Origin of the sequence: Methanosarcina sp. (assembly GCF_028693135.1) — an archaeon.
Lineage (GTDB): Archaea > Halobacteriota > Methanosarcinia > Methanosarcinales > Methanosarcinaceae > Methanosarcina.
Window position 1 is genome coordinate 1 of sequence record NZ_JAQUVZ010000006.1, and the last position, 19,195, is coordinate 19,195.

Below are 19,195 nucleotides of genomic sequence, written 5' to 3' on the forward strand. Positions count from 1 at the left end.
ACGTCCACATTCCGGACCCTGACTTCAATTTAACAGGACAAAAATGCTATATTTGCTTCCAACATAATCATAAATTCAGAATGAGGGTCCGGAGTGCGAAATCAGAGGTACTTTCATGCCAAATAATCTCAAAAATGGATCGAAAGACTGTCAGGCACATGAATGTATCTCCTGTTATCTTTCAATCCATTCTCATACTTCTCGGGCTCCTGTCGCATCTCTGCCGCCGCTCTGTGAATAAATATAAGTGAATACAAATCTAATTTTTAGAGAGTACATTTTGTTCATTCGAGTGTCCTGGAAATACAGGAATAGACGAGTTTTCTTTTGATTACTGGAAAGAGTAAATGCAAAAAATATCCATTGGTCATCGGTTAAGGAATTTTCTTGCCCGCAAGCTATCGATTTTGTACCCGAAGACTGCCTCATATGTTGCCCTATTTACCGATAATCGACACCTTGCTCAACCCTCTAATCTGTTAATATTTTGAAAATCTATTGGGGGATGGACGCAATTTGTCATGATTCCTCACTTAACAATTTGTACTATTGATGTGTCGTATTTTATATTCAGGCATCTGTGTATAATATTTTAGTCTTTCTGTAAAAACTGCTTATATACCCCACAATAATACTTATCCAATTCTTTTGTACACATAAATGAATCCTCTTTATACAAAGCACATTCCGAGATGTATTCACATCTGGTGTCAAAGATATTCATTTTTTCAAAAACTGTGTCCAATAGTTTCATATGTCGATGTACTCTTTTAATATATTTATATCTGTCCCCCTGTATCCCCTCATAGTGCATCACATAAGACTGTTTTCAGGGAAAGCAGGATGTAGCCCCTAAAGTGGTATGTCTGAAATGTGAACAGAAAAATCTAAAAACAGCCTGAATGCTTGAAAATCGGAATTATAAGGCGGGTAGGATTATGCTGTTCTTATCTAGCCCGTGACTATATAACAAAAGATTTCATATAATTGGAAGATACGGAAGGCGAGGATTGATTATATCCTTCCTTTCTGTGCTAATAATACAAGTCCTCTTGAGTGCAGTGAAAAGGACCGCGGGCTCCCGACTCGCAATTCGGGTGGTAGAGCAAATAATGCTGTACGGGTCAGAAAGATCTAATTTCGTCCTCTTGAGCGCAGTTCAGTATTAACATCCAACATCCATAATTTAGTCCCCTGAGCAAAGTTCACTGCTAAAATCCATCAAGTAGTCTTCTTGAGCGCAGCGAAAAGGACCGCGTACTCCCGAGGCGCAATTCGGGCAGCGAAAAAGACCGCGTACTCCCGAGGCGCAATTCGGGCAGCGAAAAAGACCGCGTACTCCCGAGGCGCAATTCGGGCAGCGAAAAAGACCGCGTACTCCCGAGGCGCAATTCGGGCAGCGAAAAAGACCGCGGGCTCCCGAATCGCAATTCGGGCAGCGAAAAAGACCGCGGGCTCCCGAATCGCAATTCGGGCGTCAGAAGACAATCATATCCGATGCTCTGAGCCCGACCATGCATTCATCTCCAGTCCCTATTTTTAATGAGTCAAAGACATGGTTTGCGACTTCCACCTTCAGGACATCCTCGCTTTCTTTAAGTATCAGGGACATGATCCGGCTGGTGCCTTTGTTCACCACGTTCATTATTACGCCGTCGAACAGGTTTTTCCTCTCTTCCTGTCGGATAACATGCATATTCCTCCTGTCCACAAGTTCGACATTCTCAGGTCGAATGCCCCAGCTGACCCTGTCTCCTGCCTTGCGTTCTATGTAGGGAGCGGTAATTTCCGTCCCAAGAGACCACAGGAAGGTGCACTCGTCTCCTTCCCCATGGCCTCCGACCACGGCATTATCAAAGAGGTTCAGGAAACCCACAAGTTCAGCCACATAGCGAGTTTTCGGGTGGTAGAATACATCCTCAGGGGAACCGATCTGCTGCACCCTGCCGTCGTCAAAGACTGCCATCCGGTCTGCCATGGTAAAGGCTTCGACAGGATCATGGGTAATGAAGATCACAGGAATCCCGAGCCTTTTCTGGATCATCCGCAGTTCTTTTCTCAATTTCAGGCGGACTACGGTGTCCAGGGCTGAAAATGGCTCGTCCAGGAGCAGGACTTCGGGGTCCGGGGCAAGGGCACGGGCAAGTGCAACTTTCTGTTTCTGGCCGCCTGAAAGTTCGTCCGGGTATGCAAACTCAAGTTCTTCTATCCCCACAAGGCCCAACATCTCGTTCACCCGATCCGTTTTTTCCATGGAACTCAGGCCTTTTAACCCGAACTCGACATTCTGCCGTACGTTCATATGCGGGAAGAGGGCATTTTCCTGGAACATATACCCGATTTTCCGCTTCTGGGGGGGCAGGTTTATTTTTTTCCTGCTGTCAAAGTACACGGTGCCGTTTATCTTTATAGTCCCTGCGTCCGGCTTCTCAAGCCCTGCAATACAGCGGAGAGCTGTGGTTTTTCCTGAACCTGAACAGCCGAACAGGACCACAAAATCGGAATCTGCATCAAAGCTGCAGTGCATTGAAAAGCTGGGGTTTTTCCCCTTCTTTTTCCTGTTTTTCCTTCCGTAAAATTCCTTTTCAATGTCAACTTCAACAGTCATCCCTACTCTCCCCTTTCTTTTTATCGTTCTCCCAGTTTACTGGTGGCTGCAATCGTTATGAGGGAGATGACAACCAGGATAATCACAAGCAGGTTCGCAAGTTCATTATTTCCTGACTGGTATGCTCCGTAAATGGAAAGAGGCATGGTGCTGGTCTTTCCCGGGATATTTCCTGCGACCATCAGGGTTGCTCCGAACTCTCCGACAGCCCTTGCAAAACTCAGGACGCAACCTGCGATAATGCCTTTCTTTGCAAGGGGCAGGGTTATGAAAAGCGCAGTTTCGAACTCGCTTCTCCCCAGAATACAGGCAGCTTCCTCAACACTCCTGTCTACTGCCCCGATGGCTGAGGTGGTGGTCTTTACCATCAGGGGCAAAGATACTACAAAAGCTGCAATGGCTGCTGCCTGCCAGGTAAAGAGGATGCTGCTCCCCGTAATTTTGGTGAAGATGCTTCCTAATATTCCGTTTTTTCCCAGCAGGATAACAAGGATATACCCGGTTACCGTTGGGGGAAGAATCATGGGCAGGGTAATCATCGTGTCAGCTATCCATTTCCCGGGAAACTCCCTTTTTGCCAGTATATAAGCAATTATAATCCCAAACCCCGTAACAAAAAGGGTTGCAATGATGGAAATTTTGAGGGTAAGTAGAAGTGGGGTCGCGATTAGTTGAAAGGTTTCCATCAAATCCCTTCTATTTTATGCTGTTTTGATTCGGAGTTTCTTGATTCCGGGGAATATTATGCTGCGCTGAAGCCGTATTCTGCCAGGATCTCCTGTCCTCTGGTTCCGGTTACGAAATCCACGAATTCCTGTGCTTCCTCCTTATTTTTTGATGAATTTACCACTGCTATGGGGTAGGAAATCGATTCATTAACAGGGACCGTGTACGTTATTTCATACAGGTCTTTCCGGCCACTTTCGGCATCCGTCATGTATACGAAACCTGCATCGACTTCTCCTGTTTCCACATAAGTGAGTACCTGTTTAACATTTTCTGCAAGGATGATTTTGCCTGCAAGTTTGTCCCAGATCCCGGCTCTCTCCATTGCCTGCTTCGTATACTTACCCACAGGTGCGCTTTCCGGGTCCCCAATTGCGATCTTTTCCACGTTGTCTGCAGTCAGGTCTTCTAAAGACTTCGGGGATTCGGACCCATTCTTCTCAGGCACAACCATTACGAGGGTGTTGGTAGCAAAGTCCTTTCTCGAGCTGTTTTCGATCAGTTTTTCCTCGGAGAGGAGGTCCATATGGGCCTGGGAAGCCGAAGCGAACACATCAATAGGTGCTCCCCCTTCAATCTGCATCCTCAGGGTACCCGAACCTGCGAGGTTCAGTTCCACCTTTGTGTCCGGATGGGCAACTTCAAACTCTCTGGCAATGTCAGTAAAAGCCTCGGTCAGGCTTGCTGCAGCCGAAACAGTGATGGGGGTCGGCTGTTCGCCTGCTCCCGGGGACGCTGCAAGGAAGGCGACTATCCCAAGGCAAAGGACAGCTGCAAGGACTGGAAGTATCAGCTTTTTTGCTTTACTTTCACTCATTGCGCTCCTTCCATGAATTCTTTTTCTGCTCCCTGACCGGCATATGCTGCCGGTTCCACCTGTACAGGTGCGGTGAAAGTATCAGTAGCTTCAAGAATTGTGTTTGTGATCCTGTCCAGCAGTTCCAGGGCTCCCCTGTATCCGACGGTAAGGATGCGCTGTGCACCTACTCGGTCGTGGATTGGAAGGCCAACCCTTACAAGAGGAATATCACGGGCTTTGGCAATGTATCTCCCGTTTGAGTTTCCAATCAGAATTTCGGGGTTGCATTCGCTGACCGCGTCGTTGAGGCTGTCAAAGTCGATCCCGTCCAGAACCACAGGTTCCAGTTCCGGCCTGATCTCTTCGAAGATTTGCTTTATTCTCTTTCCAAAGTCCCGGCTTTTGCTTCCTGTTGCTACCAGCACGGGGTTCATTCCGAGTTCCAGCATGAAGGCCGTCAGGCTAAATACAGTGTCCGGGTCTCCGTAAACAGCCACTTTTACGCCGTAAAGGTACTTGTGCACGTCCACCATGGCATCGAGGAGCCTTCCCCTTTCTTTCTGGTATTCCTCAGGGATCGGACAGCCGATGGTGTTGACCAGTTCCGTAAAGAAACTGTCCGTGTTTGAAAGCCCTATTGGGATTGGGACGCTGTGCCCGGGCACGCCGTGGGATTCTTCCAGGTATGCCAGTGCCAGGTTCTTGCTGACTATGCCCAGGCCCAGGCTTGCCCGGCTGTTTGGCATATCTGCTATTTCGGAAAGTCTGGTGCCGCCAGGGGCAATTTTTGGAAGCTCGTTTCCCAGGGGGGCGTCAAAGGTTTCGGAAATGTCAGGCAGGAAGATGTAATCTCCGGCCGTAGCTTCCAGAATCTCCTTGAGTTCCCGCACATCAGCAGGGGAAAGGCTTTCAGTCGGGAGGAGGTTAAGTTTGCCATTTGTGGTTTCTTTTATATCAGGACTTTTTGCTTCCTGTAAAGTTTCCGCTACCTTCTCTTTTTCTATGATTTCCGTATATCCCATAATTTCCATATTTTCCATGTAATCCATGATCTCAATGTCTTCCGGAATTTTCGGTTTTTCCGAGTTTTCCGCAAATTTCCTGACAACCGCATCCAGGGCTTTTATGTACCCGCTTACATGGCTCTCCCCGTAGCTGGGGGTGGAAACGGAAATAATTATGATATCTTTTTCGGGGTCGTCTCCGATCCCTTCCTCTTCTTTGAATTCTCTGATTATTGCAGAGACATCGTCTCCTATTGTTTCGGCAAGGCAGGTGGTTGCAACGCCTATTACCTTCGGGTTATACCTGTTGATGACGTTTTTCAGTCCCTTTTTCAGGTTTTCCCTGCCTCCGTAGATCGCTCCTTTTTCGCTGAGGGAACTTGATGCGATGTCTACGGGTTCCCTGAAGTGGTGGGCAAGGTGCAGGCGCATATAGGTGCTGCAGCCCTGGGAGCCGTGGAAGAGAACCATGGTATTTTCAATTCCTTTAAAGGCAAGGGCACTTCCCATGGGCTGGCACATAACACATGGGTTCACGGTTGCATAGTTTCTTTTAGTCATCTCAATGCCTCCTCATACCTGGCTCTCAACTGCATCATCCTGATTCTGGCGCAAAAACTCCGGATCCATGTGCATTTCTTTATATTTTTTTGCGCAGGGTTTTTCGGAAATATTTTCTCCATTTTCTTTTACTGCTGTCCTTTCTGATTCCACACCTTCGGGTTTCAGGATCCTCTGCTTTACAGCTTTCCAGACAGGGCTGTTGATCGAGGCGTCCACTTCCCTGGTGAAATTTACAAAGCCGTCAAAGCCTTCGAACTCCACCACCCTATCATGGTTGAAGTCACAGAAAGCAACACCCAGTTTGTACGCGATAAACCTCTCCTTAACGCCTGCAACCATCAGGTCGGCTTTCTGTTTCACAAGCAAATCGGCAAGTTCAAGGGGGTTTGCATCGTCTACAATGACCGTTCCATTCCGGACTGAATAACTGATCTGCTCGTAGTCTTCCTTTTTCCCGGTCTGGGTCCCGATGATGACCACTTCCATTCCAAGTTCTGAAAAGCCTTTGATGAGCGTAAGAGCTTTGGCTGCCCCTCCCATGTAAATGGCTGCTTTTTTCCCTTCGACTCTCTCCCGGACCCGGGAAATTTCGGGCATTATCCGGTTTGTTTCGGTTTCCAGGATTTCTTCTGCCTGCTTTTTCATCTCTTCAGAACCAAAGTATTCTGCAGTCTTCCGAAGCGCAATGGAGATATCTTCGATTCCGAAGAAGCTCACGTTTAAGTATGGAATTCCGTACTCTTGCTGCATCCACTTTGCCAGGTAGTTCATGGACCCACTGCACTGGACGAGGTTGAGGTCGGCTTCCGCTGCCCTTGAAATTGTTTTGGCAGTTGAATCCCCGGTCATGGAAACTATGACTTCGATTCCCATCTGCTCAAAGAGGGGTTTTACAAGCCATACATCTCCTGCAACGTTGAAATCCCCGAGGATGTTAATCTTTGGCTTTCTGGCTTTCTGACTTACCTCGGGCTTCTTTTCTACAGTTTCTTCTTCCGGTCTTTTGATAAGCTGCTTTAAGGCATCACAAGCAGCCTTGTACCCGTCGGATTTGTTACCTTTGAAACCTTCGGACTTTATAGGGAGTACCGGGATATTGTGCTTCTGACTTGCTGTTTTGCATACGGAATCAAGGTCATCCCCAATAATTCCTACAATGCATGTGGAATACACGAAGACCACCGGAGGGCGGTAGATGCCTACCAGTTCGTCGATCGCGTTTGAGAGCTTTTTTTCTCCTCCGAAGACGATATCGATTTCTTTCATGTCCGTGCTGAAACTGCTGCGGTTTGTTTCAATCCCACTGGACTTTGCGCCTCTGATGTCCCAGGTATAGCCTGCACAGCCAATTGGGCCGTGGACCAGGTGAACGGCATCGGTTACTGGGTTTAAGACAACCCTGGCTCCCGAATAGACACAGGCCCGCTGGCTGATGGCTCCTGCCAGAGAATTGTTGTCGCAGGCAAGGGGGATTACCTGTCCCCTTTCCTGCTTTCTGATGATGTATGGTTGCCTTTCTTCGAGAGTATCCACTATCCCGGTTTTCTCTTTCATCTCTTTCACTCCCCTCTGCTTCTGCTTTTCAGATTTGCAGCGGCTGGTTTTCCAGTTTTTCTGATTTCCTCAGTTCTCTTCTGGAAATTAGTTTGAAATTAGTTATCTTGAAGTCAGACCCCTCACTGGATGGTTTCAAGCAGCCAGTCTGGCGCATCTCTGTCTTTCCTGTCAAGCAGGGTGTTTCCTATGCGCTCCACCAGTCGTGCAGCTCCGGCGTACCCCATGATAGGGAAGTAGTGCAGATTTGCCCGGTCCATGATCGGGAAGCCTACCCTTATCAGGGGCACATCCTCTGCCCTTGATATGAATTTCCCGTATGTGTTGCCGACAAGGAGGTCCACGGGCTTTCGCTTGATGATCTGGTGGAGCATGAAGAGGTCCCCACCCGAGATTATATCGGCGTCCGGGTATTCGGAACCTATGAGTCCTTCTACTTCTTTCTCAAACTCTGAGTTCTGGGTTCCGGTGAGGACAACACTCGGTTCCATGCCCATTTCCAGCACAAGGCTCGTAAGCCCTGAGAGTATGTCCGGATCCCCGTAAATGGCTACCTTCTTTCCATGGTAGTGGGGGTGGGCGTCAGTCATCATGTCAACAAGTCTTCCCCTTTCGTCTTCGATTTCGGGGGGAATCGCCACGTTGGCAAGTTTTGCCGCGTTCATGACGAAACGGTCAGTGTTTCTGATTCCTATGGGGGTGGGCCCTACTCTGGCAGGGATCTTGAAACGGCTTTCAAGGATCTTTGCTGCAGAACCTCCTGCCATCTTGCAGGCCGCAATGGTCCCCAGGGAGTTTGCGGAATCTTCGATGTCTCCGATCGGGGTCCCGCCTTTGGGGTACATGTTGTATTCTCCCGTAAGGGGGGCGTCAAAGACGTCCGTGGTATCCGGAAAGACGATACTTGAGATTCCCATGATTGAGAGAATGCGTTTCATTTCCCGGATATCGGCAGGTTCCACAAAGCCCGGAATGAGGTTGAGTTTCCCGTTTGGCTTGCTTTTGCTGGCAAAAGTGGTCACGAAGGCCTTTACCATGTTGTCATAACCGGTGATGTGGGATCCCACATAACTCGGGGTGGAGGCTGCACAGATCTTGATTGAGGGGTCTATAAGCTCTTCGGCCCTTATATCTTCTACAATGGATCCCACGTCATCACCTATGGTTTCTGCCACGCAGGTGGTGTGGATGGCAATTACTTCGGGTTTGTAGACTTCAGTCAGGTTTTCGAGGGCCTCCTTGAGATTTGCTGCACCTCCGAAGACGGCGGTTCCTTCGGAGAAACTGCTGGTCGTTGCAATTGCAGCTTCCCGGTAGTGCCTGCTCAGGCACATGCGCAGGTATGAGAGGCAGCCCTGTGAGCCGTGGCTGTGCGGCATGCAGTTGTGGACACCAAGGGCAGCATAGACTGCGCCTATTGGCTGGCAGATTTTTGCAGGGTTGATTGTGATGGCTGAGCGTTCAACTTCTTCATATGGGGTGTAGTCTAACATTTATCTCTCTCCTTACTCCTCTGCTCCTTCTCCTTTCCATGGCGGGCGTATGAACTTCCAGGTGGGGCTATGAAGTGCCATGTCGATGTCCCGTGCGAAATTCAGGACCCCGGAAAAGCCAGTGTAACGTCCGCTGTAGTCGTAGGAGTGAATCTGCCTTGAAGGGACCCCGAGCTTCTGAGCCCAGTACTTATCCTTGATCCCCGAACAGAAGATGTCAGGTTTAAGGGCTTTTACAAGGGCTTCGGTCTCGTGGTGGTTCAGGTCATCAATGACAATGGTCCCGTCTTCCATTTCGGGGAACATACCTTCATATTCCATGAGTCCGATTTTCTTTTTCAGCTCTTCAATCCTTTCCGGGCTGACTGCGGGGGTGATATTTTCGTCCCTTTCGTAGTGCACATCCTCCAGCATTGATCCAAGAGCACTTCCTTTGATCTGAGGGATGATCTGTCTGCCCTCGTAGTCGTCCCTGTGGGCAAACTGGTAGCCTGCAACAACTATTTTCATGCCGAGCTCTTCGAAGAGGTTTGTATAGTGGTGGCTCCTGGAACCTCCTGAATAGATGAAGGCGGTTTTTCCCTTGAGTTTCCTCCTGTACTTTTCGATTTCATCCATGTACTTCGCTTTTTCTTCAGCAATGATTTCTTCAGTCTTCCGGGTAATTTCCGGGTCTTCAAAGAACTCTGCCATTTTCCGGAGGGACTTTTCGGTTCCTTTTGTGCCGATGTAATTGACTTTCAGCCAGGGGACCCCGTATTTTTCTTCCATCATCCGGTTAGTGTAGTTGATTGAACGGTGGCAGAGCAGGATGCTGAGTTTTGCCTGGTGTGCCTGTGATATCTTGTGGAATGATCCGTCCCCGGTCAAACTTGAGACTATCCTGTACCCGATTTTTTCAAGGATCGGCTGGATTTCCCAGAGGTCTCCTCCGATGTTGTACTCCCCGAAGATGTTTATGTCAAAGGGAGTGGGGTTTTTGATATCCTCGGTCCCTATCAGGTGTTCCATCAGGGCATTGCTTGCAATGTGGTGGCCTGCCGACTGGCTGACTCCCCTGTACCCTTCACAGCGGGCGGGAACGATCTTTACCCCGTGCTCTTTCTCAGCTTCGCGGGCAACGGCTTCGATATCGTCTCCGATAAGCCCTACAGGACAGGTTGCGCAGATGGTGATGGCTCCGGGATTGAAGATTTTCACAACTTCATCAATGGCCTTCTTGAGCTTCTTCTCTCCACCAAAGACGATGTCGGTTTCCTTCATGTCCGTGCATACACAGTAGTTGCTGAAGTTATCCCCTCCTTCTTCGGCTTTTGCAAGGTTTCGCCTGGTTCCCCAGGTGAAGTAAGCACAGCCTATGGGGCCATGGACCAGGTGTACCATATCCTTGATGGGCCCGAAGACCACACCCTTGGTACCTGCAAAAGCACATCCGCGGTTTGTGAGGATGCCCGGGATTACCTTGTCGTCGGCTTCGATGTGCTGTTCGGTGGAACAGTCCCTGACAACGATGTGTTTTCTCCGGTTCCTGGCAGCTTTTTCCGGGAACGCCTTCAGCATGTCATCGACAATTTTTTGTTTGTCTTCAATTCCCGAACCAATTTCTGCTCCCATTTTATACCAGCTCCTTGTTAACGGTTGCATCTCCGCTTTCTCCGGTCCGGATACGGAGTGCTTCGCTGATGTTTGACACGAAAATTTTTCCGTCTCCTACATTCCCGGTCTGGTTTACCTCAATGATTTTCTGGACCACTTCGTTTACACTTGAGTCGTCTACCACGATGGTGAACATGCGTTTTGGAATGAAACGGATGCAGGTTTCAGCTTCCTTTTCCGGTTCGGGCAGGGGTGGGTTAAACTCAAAGCAGAGCCCTCTTTGTTTCCCGCGGCCCATGACCCTTCTTACGGTAAAAGAAGGAAAGCCGCATTCCAGCAGGGCATCCTTGGTTTTCTGGACCTTGTTCATCCTGATTATTGCCGTTATCTCTTTCATGGGGATTTCCTCCGAAAAGCCGGTTTAAAGTCCGGCTTTCCCAGTCCTTATGGTATAGGCTTCTTCTACGGGGTTTACGAAGATCCTTCCATCCCCATATTTTCCGGTTCTTGCAGAATCCATTATGGTCTGAATAACTTTGTCCTTATATTCGTCTTCGACTACCATCAGGAGCATGGTCTTTTGAAGTTCGTCGTAGTGGATGTCTGCGATATGAATTCCTTTCTGCTTCCCCCTTCCGAAGACTTCCATTTTTGTAAGGGAAATGCAGCCCTCTTTTTCCAGGCTCTCGATGACTTTTGACTCAATTCCCGGCCTGATGATTGCGCGTATCATTTGCATCGTTTTCATCTCCTATGCATCTTTAATTATATCGCTACAATTCCGAATTCCACCATCATGGATTCCAGCTCTTCCATGGGAATAGGAGTCGGAACAACGAATTTGGTGTTGTTCTGGACGTTGTTGGCAAGGGCAAGGTACTCCTTTGCCTGGTTACATTCAGAGTCGAAGTGAATTACGGTTTTTCTGTTGATCTCTGCCCTCTGGACAATGTTATCTCTGGGCACGAAGTGAATTAGATGGCTTCCCAGTTTCTTTGCGAAAGCATCAAGGAGTTCGCGCTCTCCATCTACATTTCTGCTGTTGCAGATGATGCCTCCAAGACGGGCTCCACCTTTGGCAAATTTGGCAATTCCTTTGCAGATGTTGTTTGCTGCATAGATGGCCATTAGTTCCCCACTGGCCACGATGTAGATTTCCTTGGCTTTTCCTTCACGGATAGGCATGGCAAAACCTCCGCATACGACGTCACCAAGCACGTCGTAGAATACATAATCAAGATCTTCAGTGTATGCTCCCAGATTCTCGAGCAGCCCTATGGCAGTGATAATCCCTCTGCCTGCACAGCCTACGCCTGGTTCGGGACCTCCGGATTCCACACATTTGATGTCCCCGAAGCCTGGCTGTACAACGATGTCAAGGTTGACCCCTTCGTCCCCTTCACTCCTGAGAGTGTCAAGTACAGTCTTCTGGTTCAGGCCGCCAAGCAGCATTCTGGTAGAGTCTGCTTTAGGGTCGCACCCTACAAGAAGAATTTTGTTTCCCATAGTTGAAAGGGCCGCAGTCAGATTTTGCGTGGTAGTGGATTTTCCAATACCGCCTTTTCCGTAGATTGCTATCTGTCTCATTGTGTCAAACTCCTTTTAATTAATTTACTAGGCAACCGGAAGCCGGTAACCTTTGTACTACTTGCTATTATTTAAATATATCTACCAATTTAAAACTATTTTTTATTCGTCTTCACTGCTTTTTTTTCCAGGGAAGGCTTACAATAAAACCTGTTCAGTAGATAATAAGAACAATAACTCCTTCGCAACCCGTCATTGGCGGAAACCGGCAACCTTTGTACTATTTAATATTATTTAATCTTTTCTATTACCTGAGTATCTTTTTCACTGCTTATGTTCTTACAAACATTTTTTTCAAAAATAAGGCGGGAAGTCCCCCTCCTCGGAGCGAAGCGGCAGGTGAGGGTAGTTCACTGATTGAATCTCTATTTCTGGCTTCAGGAAAGTATTTATAAACAATTCCTCAGTAAATTGCAGAGGCAAAAATAAACAACAGGAAGACCCTTTCATGATTCCAAAAGCCTCTTACGATGTCATCGTTGTGGGTGCAGGCCCTGCGGGTTCCACTGCTGCCCTTTATGCCGCAAGGAACGGAGCCACTGTACTTATTCTTGATAAAAAAAGGGAGATCGGAAGCCCTATTCAGTGTGCAGGTTTTCTCCCCGATGCCTCGGAAGTTCAGGCTCTGATGCCTGATGCCGAATTGCCGGAGACCCTGAAAAGCTATCCTGATTCCTGCGTGCTGCAGCATATCAAAACCCAGCGGATCATTCCCCCTAATTGCAATACAAAAGAATTTTCCGTGAGGGGTGCTGTCCTCGACCGCCGCCGCTATGACCAGTTCCTGGCTGAGCAGGCCGCCATGGCAGGAGCCGAACTGATGGTAAAAACGCGTGTGACAAAAGTGGAGGGCACAATTGTTGAGGCTTCAGGAATTTTTGGGAAACATACGATCAAAGCAAAAGCGATTATCGGAGCTGACGGCCCAAATTCCCTGGTTGCAAAATCAAAAGTTCTCGCCTGGAAACCGGAGTCAAAGGAAACTTCTGTTGCCATTGAATATCAGGTCAGGAACGTTGATATTGACCCTGATGCCCTTGAAATGTATTTCGGAAAAGATTATGTCCCCGGGGGTTATGCGTGGATTTTTCCCGAAGGCGAGGGGCGGGCAAATGTAGGAATTGGAATCCGAAGCGGTATGGCTGAAAAAGGGGTTTCTGCAAAAGAGTACCTGCACCGTTTCATGCGGGATCACCCTCTAGCCGCCCCTAAGCTGAAAAACGCCATCATTATGAATGTTATCGCAGGCATTATTCCTGTAAACGGAGCCCCTGCAAACACTGCAACTGAAGATTCCCTTATTGTGGGGGATGCCGCCGGGCATATCATCGCAACAAACGGGGGTGGAATCCCTCCTGCAATGATCGCAGGAAAAATAGCCGGGGAAACTGCAGCTGAATTTGCAGCCGGAAACTGCAGGCTTGAAGAATACGACAGGCGCTGGAGGGCTCAGTTCGGACCCGCGCTTGAAACTTCGGTACAGGCGAGACAGATAATGGACGGGATCATGAAATCTGATGCCCTCATGAACGCGGCTTTCAAGTTTATTTCCCCTGAACAGATGAAAGTCATGCAGTGCGGGAAACTTCCGGGGCCTGTAAAACTCGGGCTTCATGCACTGAACCGCGGGAAAAAATAAATGATGTTCTCGGCAGTTTGGTAAAATCTACCTGTCCCCATCCGGTTTCTGTTTTTTAACCTTCGGTCACATTTCCTTTCTTTTTTCTTCTTCCCTATCCTTTTATTCCTTCTTCTGTTCTCTCTTATACTTCCACTGGTCCTTCTTTCTTCTCTTCAACCGGATTTTCTGCTGTACTGATCTTTCTTAATTCAGTTTCAGCATCTTCTTTATTGTACCTTGCTTCCGGATAGCTGGGTCTTATTTCAAGTGCTTTGTCAAAAGAGGCAATGGCTTCTTCATACCGCTTCAGGACCACAAATTCGAGTCCTCTCAGGTTCCAGGCTCCTGCAAAATCAGGCTTTAACGTCAGAACCTTATCAAAAGACTCAATCTTCTTTTCCGGGTCTGTTTCACCCACAGCAATCCCATACCACTCTTCTACGGTTTTTCCTTCGATTTTCTTCTTGAAAAGTTTGTCCAGAAATCCCAATAGCATCACTTCCGATTGAATATACGCGGGGTTGGAAGAAATAGCTGGTGATGCCTATTGATGTCCTTGTTTTTAAAAACAGATGTGATCATGCTGAAAAGAGAATTTTCTCCTGCTGGTTTTTTGTGAAAATGAATAAATGTTTATTTTCCCTCCGCAGGTGAGTTTGATGGATTAGTGTTTCTTTACGTTCCTGTTTTTAATTCGGCTTCTCTCATCTTTTTCTCAAGATTTCTCCTGTTATTCTTTGCTTCCTTATACATTGGGCATATCGAAAGAGCCTGGTCGTAGCATTCCATGGCTTTTTCATACGCTCCCATATCGGCATAAGCATTCCCAAGCACAGTCCAGCCGCCTACGAACCCCGGTTTTAACTTTACGGTATTTCTTAAGTACTCTACCTTTTTTGCAGGGTCTTTTTCTTTTGCTCCCAGTTCAAGCCAGTCATGGGAGTTCTTGCCGTTAATCTTTTTCAGGAATATCCTTTCGAATACGCTGGAAAGTCCCAGAGCCTCACCTCATTTTTTTAATTTTATTTCATCACGTTCTCTTTCTTTATTTATTCAACCTATCTGGGCTGTACTTCCCGAATTGCAATTCGGGAGCCTGCGGTCCTTTTCGCTGCTCTCAAGAGGACTATATATAAAGATTGATAGAGCTTTTCTGTGTCTTCCTGTGTCTTTCCGTATTTTTTCCGTATTTTCCCGTGTCTCATCTCTTAGTCGAGATTAATCTTGCATTCCGCAGAACACAGATGTATATATTTATTTACCGATTTGTCCAATATTATTCTTAAAGGTGGGATGAAGATTTAAACCCACTTTCCGCAGATGTCCTGTCAATTTTCACAATTTTTCCTGCTATCGTTTTTTCTGAAAACTGCTGTGATTGCTCAAACATGTGTTTTTAAAATATCCCACAATTTTCGACCTTTTGCCTTCATTGAAAATTTCCATTACCCATTTCCCAAAGCTTCAGTTGAGATAATGACTGTAGATTTTCGAATAATTCTCCAAAAACGATAGCAATATAAATGTTATTTTTTTGAAGATCTCTGCGGAAAGTCGGTTTAAACTACTGCGGTATTGAGAAAATAGGCGGTATTGTCTGGTTTTTTTTCTGGGGGGCAGTTTGGCTTCAGCTCTGTGAAGAGCAGAAGAGGAAACCTGAAGATGCCAGAAGAACAAAAGTAGAAGGTAAAAATAAACATAAAAACAATAAAACCAAAAAAACCAAAAAAACAAAGTCAAAAAAAACAAAAAAAATTTAAAAAAGAAAGTTTGCCTGCTTATATTGAAAGCAGGGCACTTTCGTTGTACAGGCTCTCAAAGTCTGAACTTATTACCAGTTTAGTAATATTATCCAGAGTAGTTACGTTGTAGGCCACTCTACGTTCGCTTGAGTTTGCCTGGTAAGCTTTGATCTTTTCATTTAGTTCAGGCTCAGGGTCAAGGTAGATGGAGGTCTGCGTGTAACTTCCGTCATCCAGCTTTTTGAGATCTCTGTAGTATTGTTCGGCGGGAATATCGGAGGAGTTTGTTCTTTTGACAACTTCCTGGTAGATGCTTCCTTCCGGCTCTGCCTGGCTCAAAATCTGGTCGTATTCGGTAGTAGCTGTTGCATTTCCTTCAAGGATATCGATGACACCCGCTACATTCTGGATGGGACCTATAATTGAAGGGCTACCAACAGCGTTCCATATGTTGTAGGTGCCGTTTGTCCTGTCAAGGAGTTGATATCCTTCATATGGCATCACTCTTGTTTCCGCAGGCACGCTAATCTGCTGCTCAGGAATCTGGTGCAGCTCAAAGCCACTTTCATTGGCATAACTTGCACCATATCTCTTCGTAACATCAGCACCGTAAGAGAATGAGGTACTCATAGTTTGCCCGTTTCCAAAGATAGTTTCTAAGGGCGTTCCCTTTGTTTTTTGAAAGTCAACATACACCGCATTCGTTACTCCTTCAGGTGACATTTCTAATCCATTGATAATAGAGTTAAACTCATGCTGAACGTGTTTACCCGGTATCTGGGAAAAGAAAATCATTGACTCATTCCCAACTTCGGGAGCAGGGACATCATTATCTTTATCATTACCTGTGGCCGTGAAATATATCAAAAAGGCCGAGAGAAACATTGTTACGGCCAGGAAGATAGCCAGATACTTCTGGTTCTTTGTTGCTGAATTCTTTTGTTTCATAAATGAAACCTCATAACAGAATGCAAATTATTCTGAGTGTTAAAAACATACATCGTATCTAAATCTATTGTCTTGAAAAAGTTTTCGCATCCATTTTTTGACAAAAAAAGAGTTTCCGGGATAAATTCGGAATTTTAAGTCTCAATTTCTGTTTTTGAAAGCTTCTGCTCGATATTTGGTTCAGTCCAGAGTCAGGATCTTGAGCATGTTTGTACCACCGGGTTTTCCGGAAGCAGGGCCCTGGGTGAAAACTACGATGTCTCCGCTGTTTGCAAATCCCAGCTCTTTTGCTTTTTTTGTGGTTTCCAGTTCCCAGTTTTCAATTGTTTCTTTTACGATTACCGGGTAGACTCCGTAAGACAGGGCAAGGCGGCTGCCGGTATCAGGGAAACGGGTGAAAGCCAGGATCCAGGGCTCGGGCTTGAAGCGGGACAGCCGGCGCGGGGTCGCTCCGCTCCGGGTTGGGGTCAGCACGGCTGCCACCGGGAGCTTCTGCAGGGCTTCGTGCACCTGGAGGGCGATTACCTCGTCCACTGACATTTCCTGATCCGTGATGCCCTTGATCATTGTATCAAGCCCCCATTTCGTCCTGGAGCGCCAGTTTTCGGTGGTTTTTGCAATTTTTGCCATCATCTCCACGGTTTCTACCGGGTAGTTCCCAACTGCGGTTTCCTCCGAGAGCATGACCGCATCCGTCCCGTCCAGAATGGCGTTGGCAACGTCTGTGGCTTCAGCCCTTGTGGGCCTTATGTTGTCGGTCATGGAGATCAACATCTGGGTGGCTGTGATCACAGGGATGCTCAGGAGCTTTGCACTCCAGATTAGTTCTTTCTGGACCGAGGGGACTTCCTGGATAGGGATCTCGACTCCGAGGTCTCCTCTGGCAATCATCAGGGCGTCGGTTTCCTCCAGAATCTCTACAATATTCTGGACAGCCTGTCTCCGTTCGATTTTAGAGACAACATATACGGACTTTCCCCTGGCTGAAGCAAAATTTCGGACCTTACGAATATCTTCTGCATTTTCCACAAAAGAGATGCTAACAGCATCAACTTCCTCATTAAGGGCAAACTCAAGGATTTTTAAGTCATGTTCCGTTACAGGGTCCAGGAAAATCTTTGCCCCGGGAAGGTTCAGCCCTTTATGGGAATAGAGCTGGCCTCCTATCATAACTTCGCAAAGTACATCTTTTCCCGAGATTTCCAGGCAACGGAGCTGGATAAACCCATCACTCAAGTAGATGAGGCTTCCCGGAGATACGCTTTCCGGGAGCTGTTTGTAGCTGACCGGGATGCGATCCTCGCTTCCGGATGTTTCATCCACAGTAAGGGTTATCCGGTTCCCTTTATGGAGCATAAGCGACTCTTTTATGAGCTTGCCTATGCGAATTTTCGGGCCGGGCAGGTCGGCAAGGATGGCAATTGTCCTGTCAAGTTCTTCTGCAACTTTTCGGACCAGCTGGATTACTTTTCCGTGGCTCTCGAAGTCCCCATGGGAAAAGTTAATCCTTGCCACGTTCATGCCTGCAAGCACCAGCTCCCTGAGCACTTTCTCAGAAGAAGAAGCAGGCCCTATGGTGCAGACGATCTTTGTCTTATGGTCAGGGATTTGCATATTTTCACGGTCGTTGATATTCAATTTGATATTCAATGCCGTTTTTGGATTGTTACTTTTAGCAGCATCAGAACTTATGCTGCTTATTGCTATCTGTTTTATTGTTATCTGCTTTATTGCTATCTGCTTTATTGTTATCTGCTTTATTGTTATCTGCTTTATTGTTATCTGCTTTATTGTTATCTGCTTTATTGTTATCTGCTTTATTGTTATCTGTTTTATTGCTATCTGCTTATTTTCCCCTGTAGATCTTCAGGGCTTCCTCAACGCTTGCTTCTTCCACGGTTATGGCGTAGACAGCGTTGCACATGCGGACAGCTTCATCCAGGGATTTCTGGTGGATATTTCTGCCGGTTGCATTTCCCTGGGCTCCTGAGATGTGGATCTGGTCGTGAAGCTTTTTAAGGAAAGCTTCTGCTTCGTCGCTTGAGCCGCCAGCGCAAACGACTTTGGTGCGCCCTGCAGCTTTTACGGCTTCCTTGAAAACCTCTTCAGATTTTGCCCCTTCCTTTTTCGGATAGTTGACCTTTACAAAGTCAGTCCCGAGGCAGGCTCCTACTCCTGTTGCCCCTGCGATCAGGTGAGGGTCCTTTTCGTCTTTTACGGCAGTTCCGCGGGGGTAGATCCAGAGTACGGACAACATTCCATGCTGATGGGCATCATAAACTACCTGGGCGGCCTGCACAAGCATCTCGGCTTCAAATTCGCTGCCAAGATAGATCGTATACCCAACCCCAAGGATATTGAGCCCGCTGTTTTCCTTAAATTCGGCCACCTGGTCAATGTCATACCAGAGGTTGCTAAAAGGGTCAGCCTGGGAAGTTTCCACGAGATGGGTCTTGGAGTTTACCTTTACAAGATAGGGGATATCCCTGTAGTCCATGCCGTAGTGGGCAATTAGCCCGATTTGGGTTGCAAAAACCCCTATCTTGCTATGGGATGCAATCCTGAAAAGGTGTTCCGGGTCAGCATCGTCTTCAGGGATCCCCTCTCCAAAAAAGTCATCATTCAGGTGTTCTACTTTCTGGTCTCCGGCAAAAAGCATGAGCCTGCCGGTTCCTTTTGTAATCTCCATGTAGTTTTTCACGTATGTCTCACGCATTGCTTTCGGGACATCTAAAGGTACGATTACTTCTTCTTTGTTAATTGAAACCATGTGTATAAACCTCAGTCTGATCGAGTAGCAGTAGTTGGATGATGAGTGGTATGCCAGATGATTTAGTTAAAAGGTAGGTAGTAATACGAGAAATGATTTATCTAGTTTATTCTTCTCAACTATATTTAATAATTGTCTCAGTTGAACTGCTTGAACATTGCATCAGGATCTCCCTGCTTCAAA

General features: G+C 47.1%; 16 protein-coding genes. 1 reads left to right on the top strand and 15 read right to left on the bottom strand.

All coding sequences use genetic code 11. The features are described 5' to 3' along the window. Positions 1-1,477 precede the first annotated feature (1,477 nt). The 10 genes from PHF18_RS04220 to nifH all read right to left on the bottom strand — a co-directional run bounded on the left by PHF18_RS04220 (position 1,478) and on the right by nifH (position 11,931). On the bottom strand, positions 1,478-2,608 hold the full coding sequence (locus PHF18_RS04220; RefSeq protein WP_300098786.1) for an ABC transporter ATP-binding protein: 1,131 nt from the start codon (positions 2,606-2,608) through the stop codon (positions 1,478-1,480). A 20-nt stretch (positions 2,609-2,628) separates the two neighbouring features. Then, positions 2,629-3,294 (bottom strand): molybdate ABC transporter permease subunit, encoded by a 666-nt coding sequence (gene modB, locus PHF18_RS04225; RefSeq protein WP_300098789.1) that lies wholly within the window; start codon positions 3,292-3,294, stop codon positions 2,629-2,631. Between the two features lie 56 nt (positions 3,295-3,350). Further along, positions 3,351-4,151: a molybdate ABC transporter substrate-binding protein gene (gene modA, locus PHF18_RS04230; RefSeq protein WP_300098792.1), complete on the bottom strand. Its 801-nt coding sequence runs from the start codon at positions 4,149-4,151 to the stop codon at positions 3,351-3,353. Next, positions 4,148-5,698, bottom strand: coding sequence for a nitrogenase component 1 (locus PHF18_RS04235; protein ID WP_300098794.1), 1,551 nt, complete (start codon positions 5,696-5,698; stop codon positions 4,148-4,150). The genes modA and PHF18_RS04235 overlap by 4 nt, the downstream gene beginning before the upstream one ends. Positions 5,699-5,710: 12 nt before the next feature. Next, positions 5,711-7,255, bottom strand: coding sequence for a nitrogenase iron-molybdenum cofactor biosynthesis protein NifE (nifE, locus tag PHF18_RS04240; protein ID WP_300098797.1), 1,545 nt, complete (start codon positions 7,253-7,255; stop codon positions 5,711-5,713). Positions 7,256-7,377: 122 nt separating this feature from the next. Then, a complete protein-coding gene (gene nifK, locus PHF18_RS04245; protein ID WP_300098800.1) occupies positions 7,378-8,748 on the bottom strand; it encodes a nitrogenase molybdenum-iron protein subunit beta in 1,371 nt (456 codons plus the stop codon). 12 nt (positions 8,749-8,760) lie between these two features. Further along, positions 8,761-10,392, bottom strand: a complete 1,632-nt coding sequence (nifD, locus tag PHF18_RS04250) for a nitrogenase molybdenum-iron protein alpha chain (protein WP_300098802.1) — start codon at positions 10,390-10,392, stop codon at positions 8,761-8,763. Then, positions 10,364-10,741 (bottom strand): P-II family nitrogen regulator, encoded by a 378-nt coding sequence (locus PHF18_RS04255; protein WP_300098804.1) that lies wholly within the window; start codon positions 10,739-10,741, stop codon positions 10,364-10,366. Before PHF18_RS04255 ends, nifD begins: the two co-directional genes overlap by 29 nt. A gap of 24 nt (positions 10,742-10,765) precedes the next feature. Next, positions 10,766-11,083, bottom strand: a complete 318-nt coding sequence (locus tag PHF18_RS04260) for a P-II family nitrogen regulator (RefSeq protein ID WP_300098806.1) — start codon at positions 11,081-11,083, stop codon at positions 10,766-10,768. Positions 11,084-11,109: 26 nt separating this feature from the next. Beyond that, positions 11,110-11,931, bottom strand: coding sequence for a nitrogenase iron protein (nifH, locus tag PHF18_RS04265; protein WP_300098810.1), 822 nt, complete (start codon positions 11,929-11,931; stop codon positions 11,110-11,112). Positions 11,932-12,379: 448 nt separating this feature from the next. Between nifH and PHF18_RS04270 the strand changes: the two genes are divergently transcribed. Further along, positions 12,380-13,570: a geranylgeranyl reductase family protein gene (locus PHF18_RS04270; RefSeq protein WP_300098813.1), complete on the top strand. Its 1,191-nt coding sequence runs from the start codon at positions 12,380-12,382 to the stop codon at positions 13,568-13,570. A gap of 124 nt (positions 13,571-13,694) precedes the next feature. Here the strand turns inward: PHF18_RS04270 and PHF18_RS04275 are convergent, their stop codons facing one another. The 5 genes from PHF18_RS04275 to PHF18_RS04295 form a co-directional block, all read right to left on the bottom strand. Beyond that, on the bottom strand, positions 13,695-14,042 hold the full coding sequence (locus PHF18_RS04275; protein WP_300098816.1) for a tetratricopeptide repeat protein: 348 nt from the start codon (positions 14,040-14,042) through the stop codon (positions 13,695-13,697). A gap of 185 nt (positions 14,043-14,227) precedes the next feature. Beyond that, positions 14,228-14,386: a tetratricopeptide repeat protein gene (locus PHF18_RS04280; RefSeq protein WP_300098819.1), complete on the bottom strand. Its 159-nt coding sequence runs from the start codon at positions 14,384-14,386 to the stop codon at positions 14,228-14,230. A 944-nt stretch (positions 14,387-15,330) separates the two neighbouring features. Further along, positions 15,331-16,242 (bottom strand): hypothetical protein, encoded by a 912-nt coding sequence (locus tag PHF18_RS04285; protein ID WP_300098822.1) that lies wholly within the window; start codon positions 16,240-16,242, stop codon positions 15,331-15,333. A gap of 180 nt (positions 16,243-16,422) precedes the next feature. After that, positions 16,423-17,856, bottom strand: a complete 1,434-nt coding sequence (gene pyk / locus PHF18_RS04290) for a pyruvate kinase (protein ID WP_300099109.1) — start codon at positions 17,854-17,856, stop codon at positions 16,423-16,425. A 232-nt stretch (positions 17,857-18,088) separates the two neighbouring features. Beyond that, positions 18,089-19,012 (bottom strand): aldolase, encoded by a 924-nt coding sequence (locus PHF18_RS04295; protein WP_300098825.1) that lies wholly within the window; start codon positions 19,010-19,012, stop codon positions 18,089-18,091. Between the last annotated feature and the right edge of the window lie 183 nt (positions 19,013-19,195).

Coding starts and splice junctions, on each gene's coding strand:
- nifK (WP_300098800.1), bottom strand. CDS start 8,748: ATGTTAGACTACACCCCATATGAAGAAGTTGAACGCTCAGCCATCACA.
- nifD (WP_300098802.1), bottom strand. CDS start 10,392: ATGCAACCGTTAACAAGGAGCTGGTATAAAATGGGAGCAGAAATTGGT.
- PHF18_RS04295 (WP_300098825.1), bottom strand. CDS start 19,012: ATGGTTTCAATTAACAAAGAAGAAGTAATCGTACCTTTAGATGTCCCG.
- pyk (WP_300099109.1), bottom strand. CDS start 17,856: ATGCAAATCCCTGACCATAAGACAAAGATCGTCTGCACCATAGGGCCT.
- modA (WP_300098792.1), bottom strand. CDS start 4,151: ATGAGTGAAAGTAAAGCAAAAAAGCTGATACTTCCAGTCCTTGCAGCT.
- PHF18_RS04285 (WP_300098822.1), bottom strand. CDS start 16,242: ATGAAACAAAAGAATTCAGCAACAAAGAACCAGAAGTATCTGGCTATC.
- PHF18_RS04260 (WP_300098806.1), bottom strand. CDS start 11,083: ATGCAAATGATACGCGCAATCATCAGGCCGGGAATTGAGTCAAAAGTC.
- modB (WP_300098789.1), bottom strand. CDS start 3,294: ATGGAAACCTTTCAACTAATCGCGACCCCACTTCTACTTACCCTCAAA.
- nifH (WP_300098810.1), bottom strand. CDS start 11,931: ATGAGACAGATAGCAATCTACGGAAAAGGCGGTATTGGAAAATCCACT.
- PHF18_RS04255 (WP_300098804.1), bottom strand. CDS start 10,741: ATGAAAGAGATAACGGCAATAATCAGGATGAACAAGGTCCAGAAAACC.
- PHF18_RS04220 (WP_300098786.1), bottom strand. CDS start 2,608: ATGACTGTTGAAGTTGACATTGAAAAGGAATTTTACGGAAGGAAAAAC.
- nifE (WP_300098797.1), bottom strand. CDS start 7,255: ATGAAAGAGAAAACCGGGATAGTGGATACTCTCGAAGAAAGGCAACCA.
- PHF18_RS04270 (WP_300098813.1), top strand. CDS start 12,380: ATGATTCCAAAAGCCTCTTACGATGTCATCGTTGTGGGTGCAGGCCCT.
- PHF18_RS04235 (WP_300098794.1), bottom strand. CDS start 5,698: ATGACTAAAAGAAACTATGCAACCGTGAACCCATGTGTTATGTGCCAG.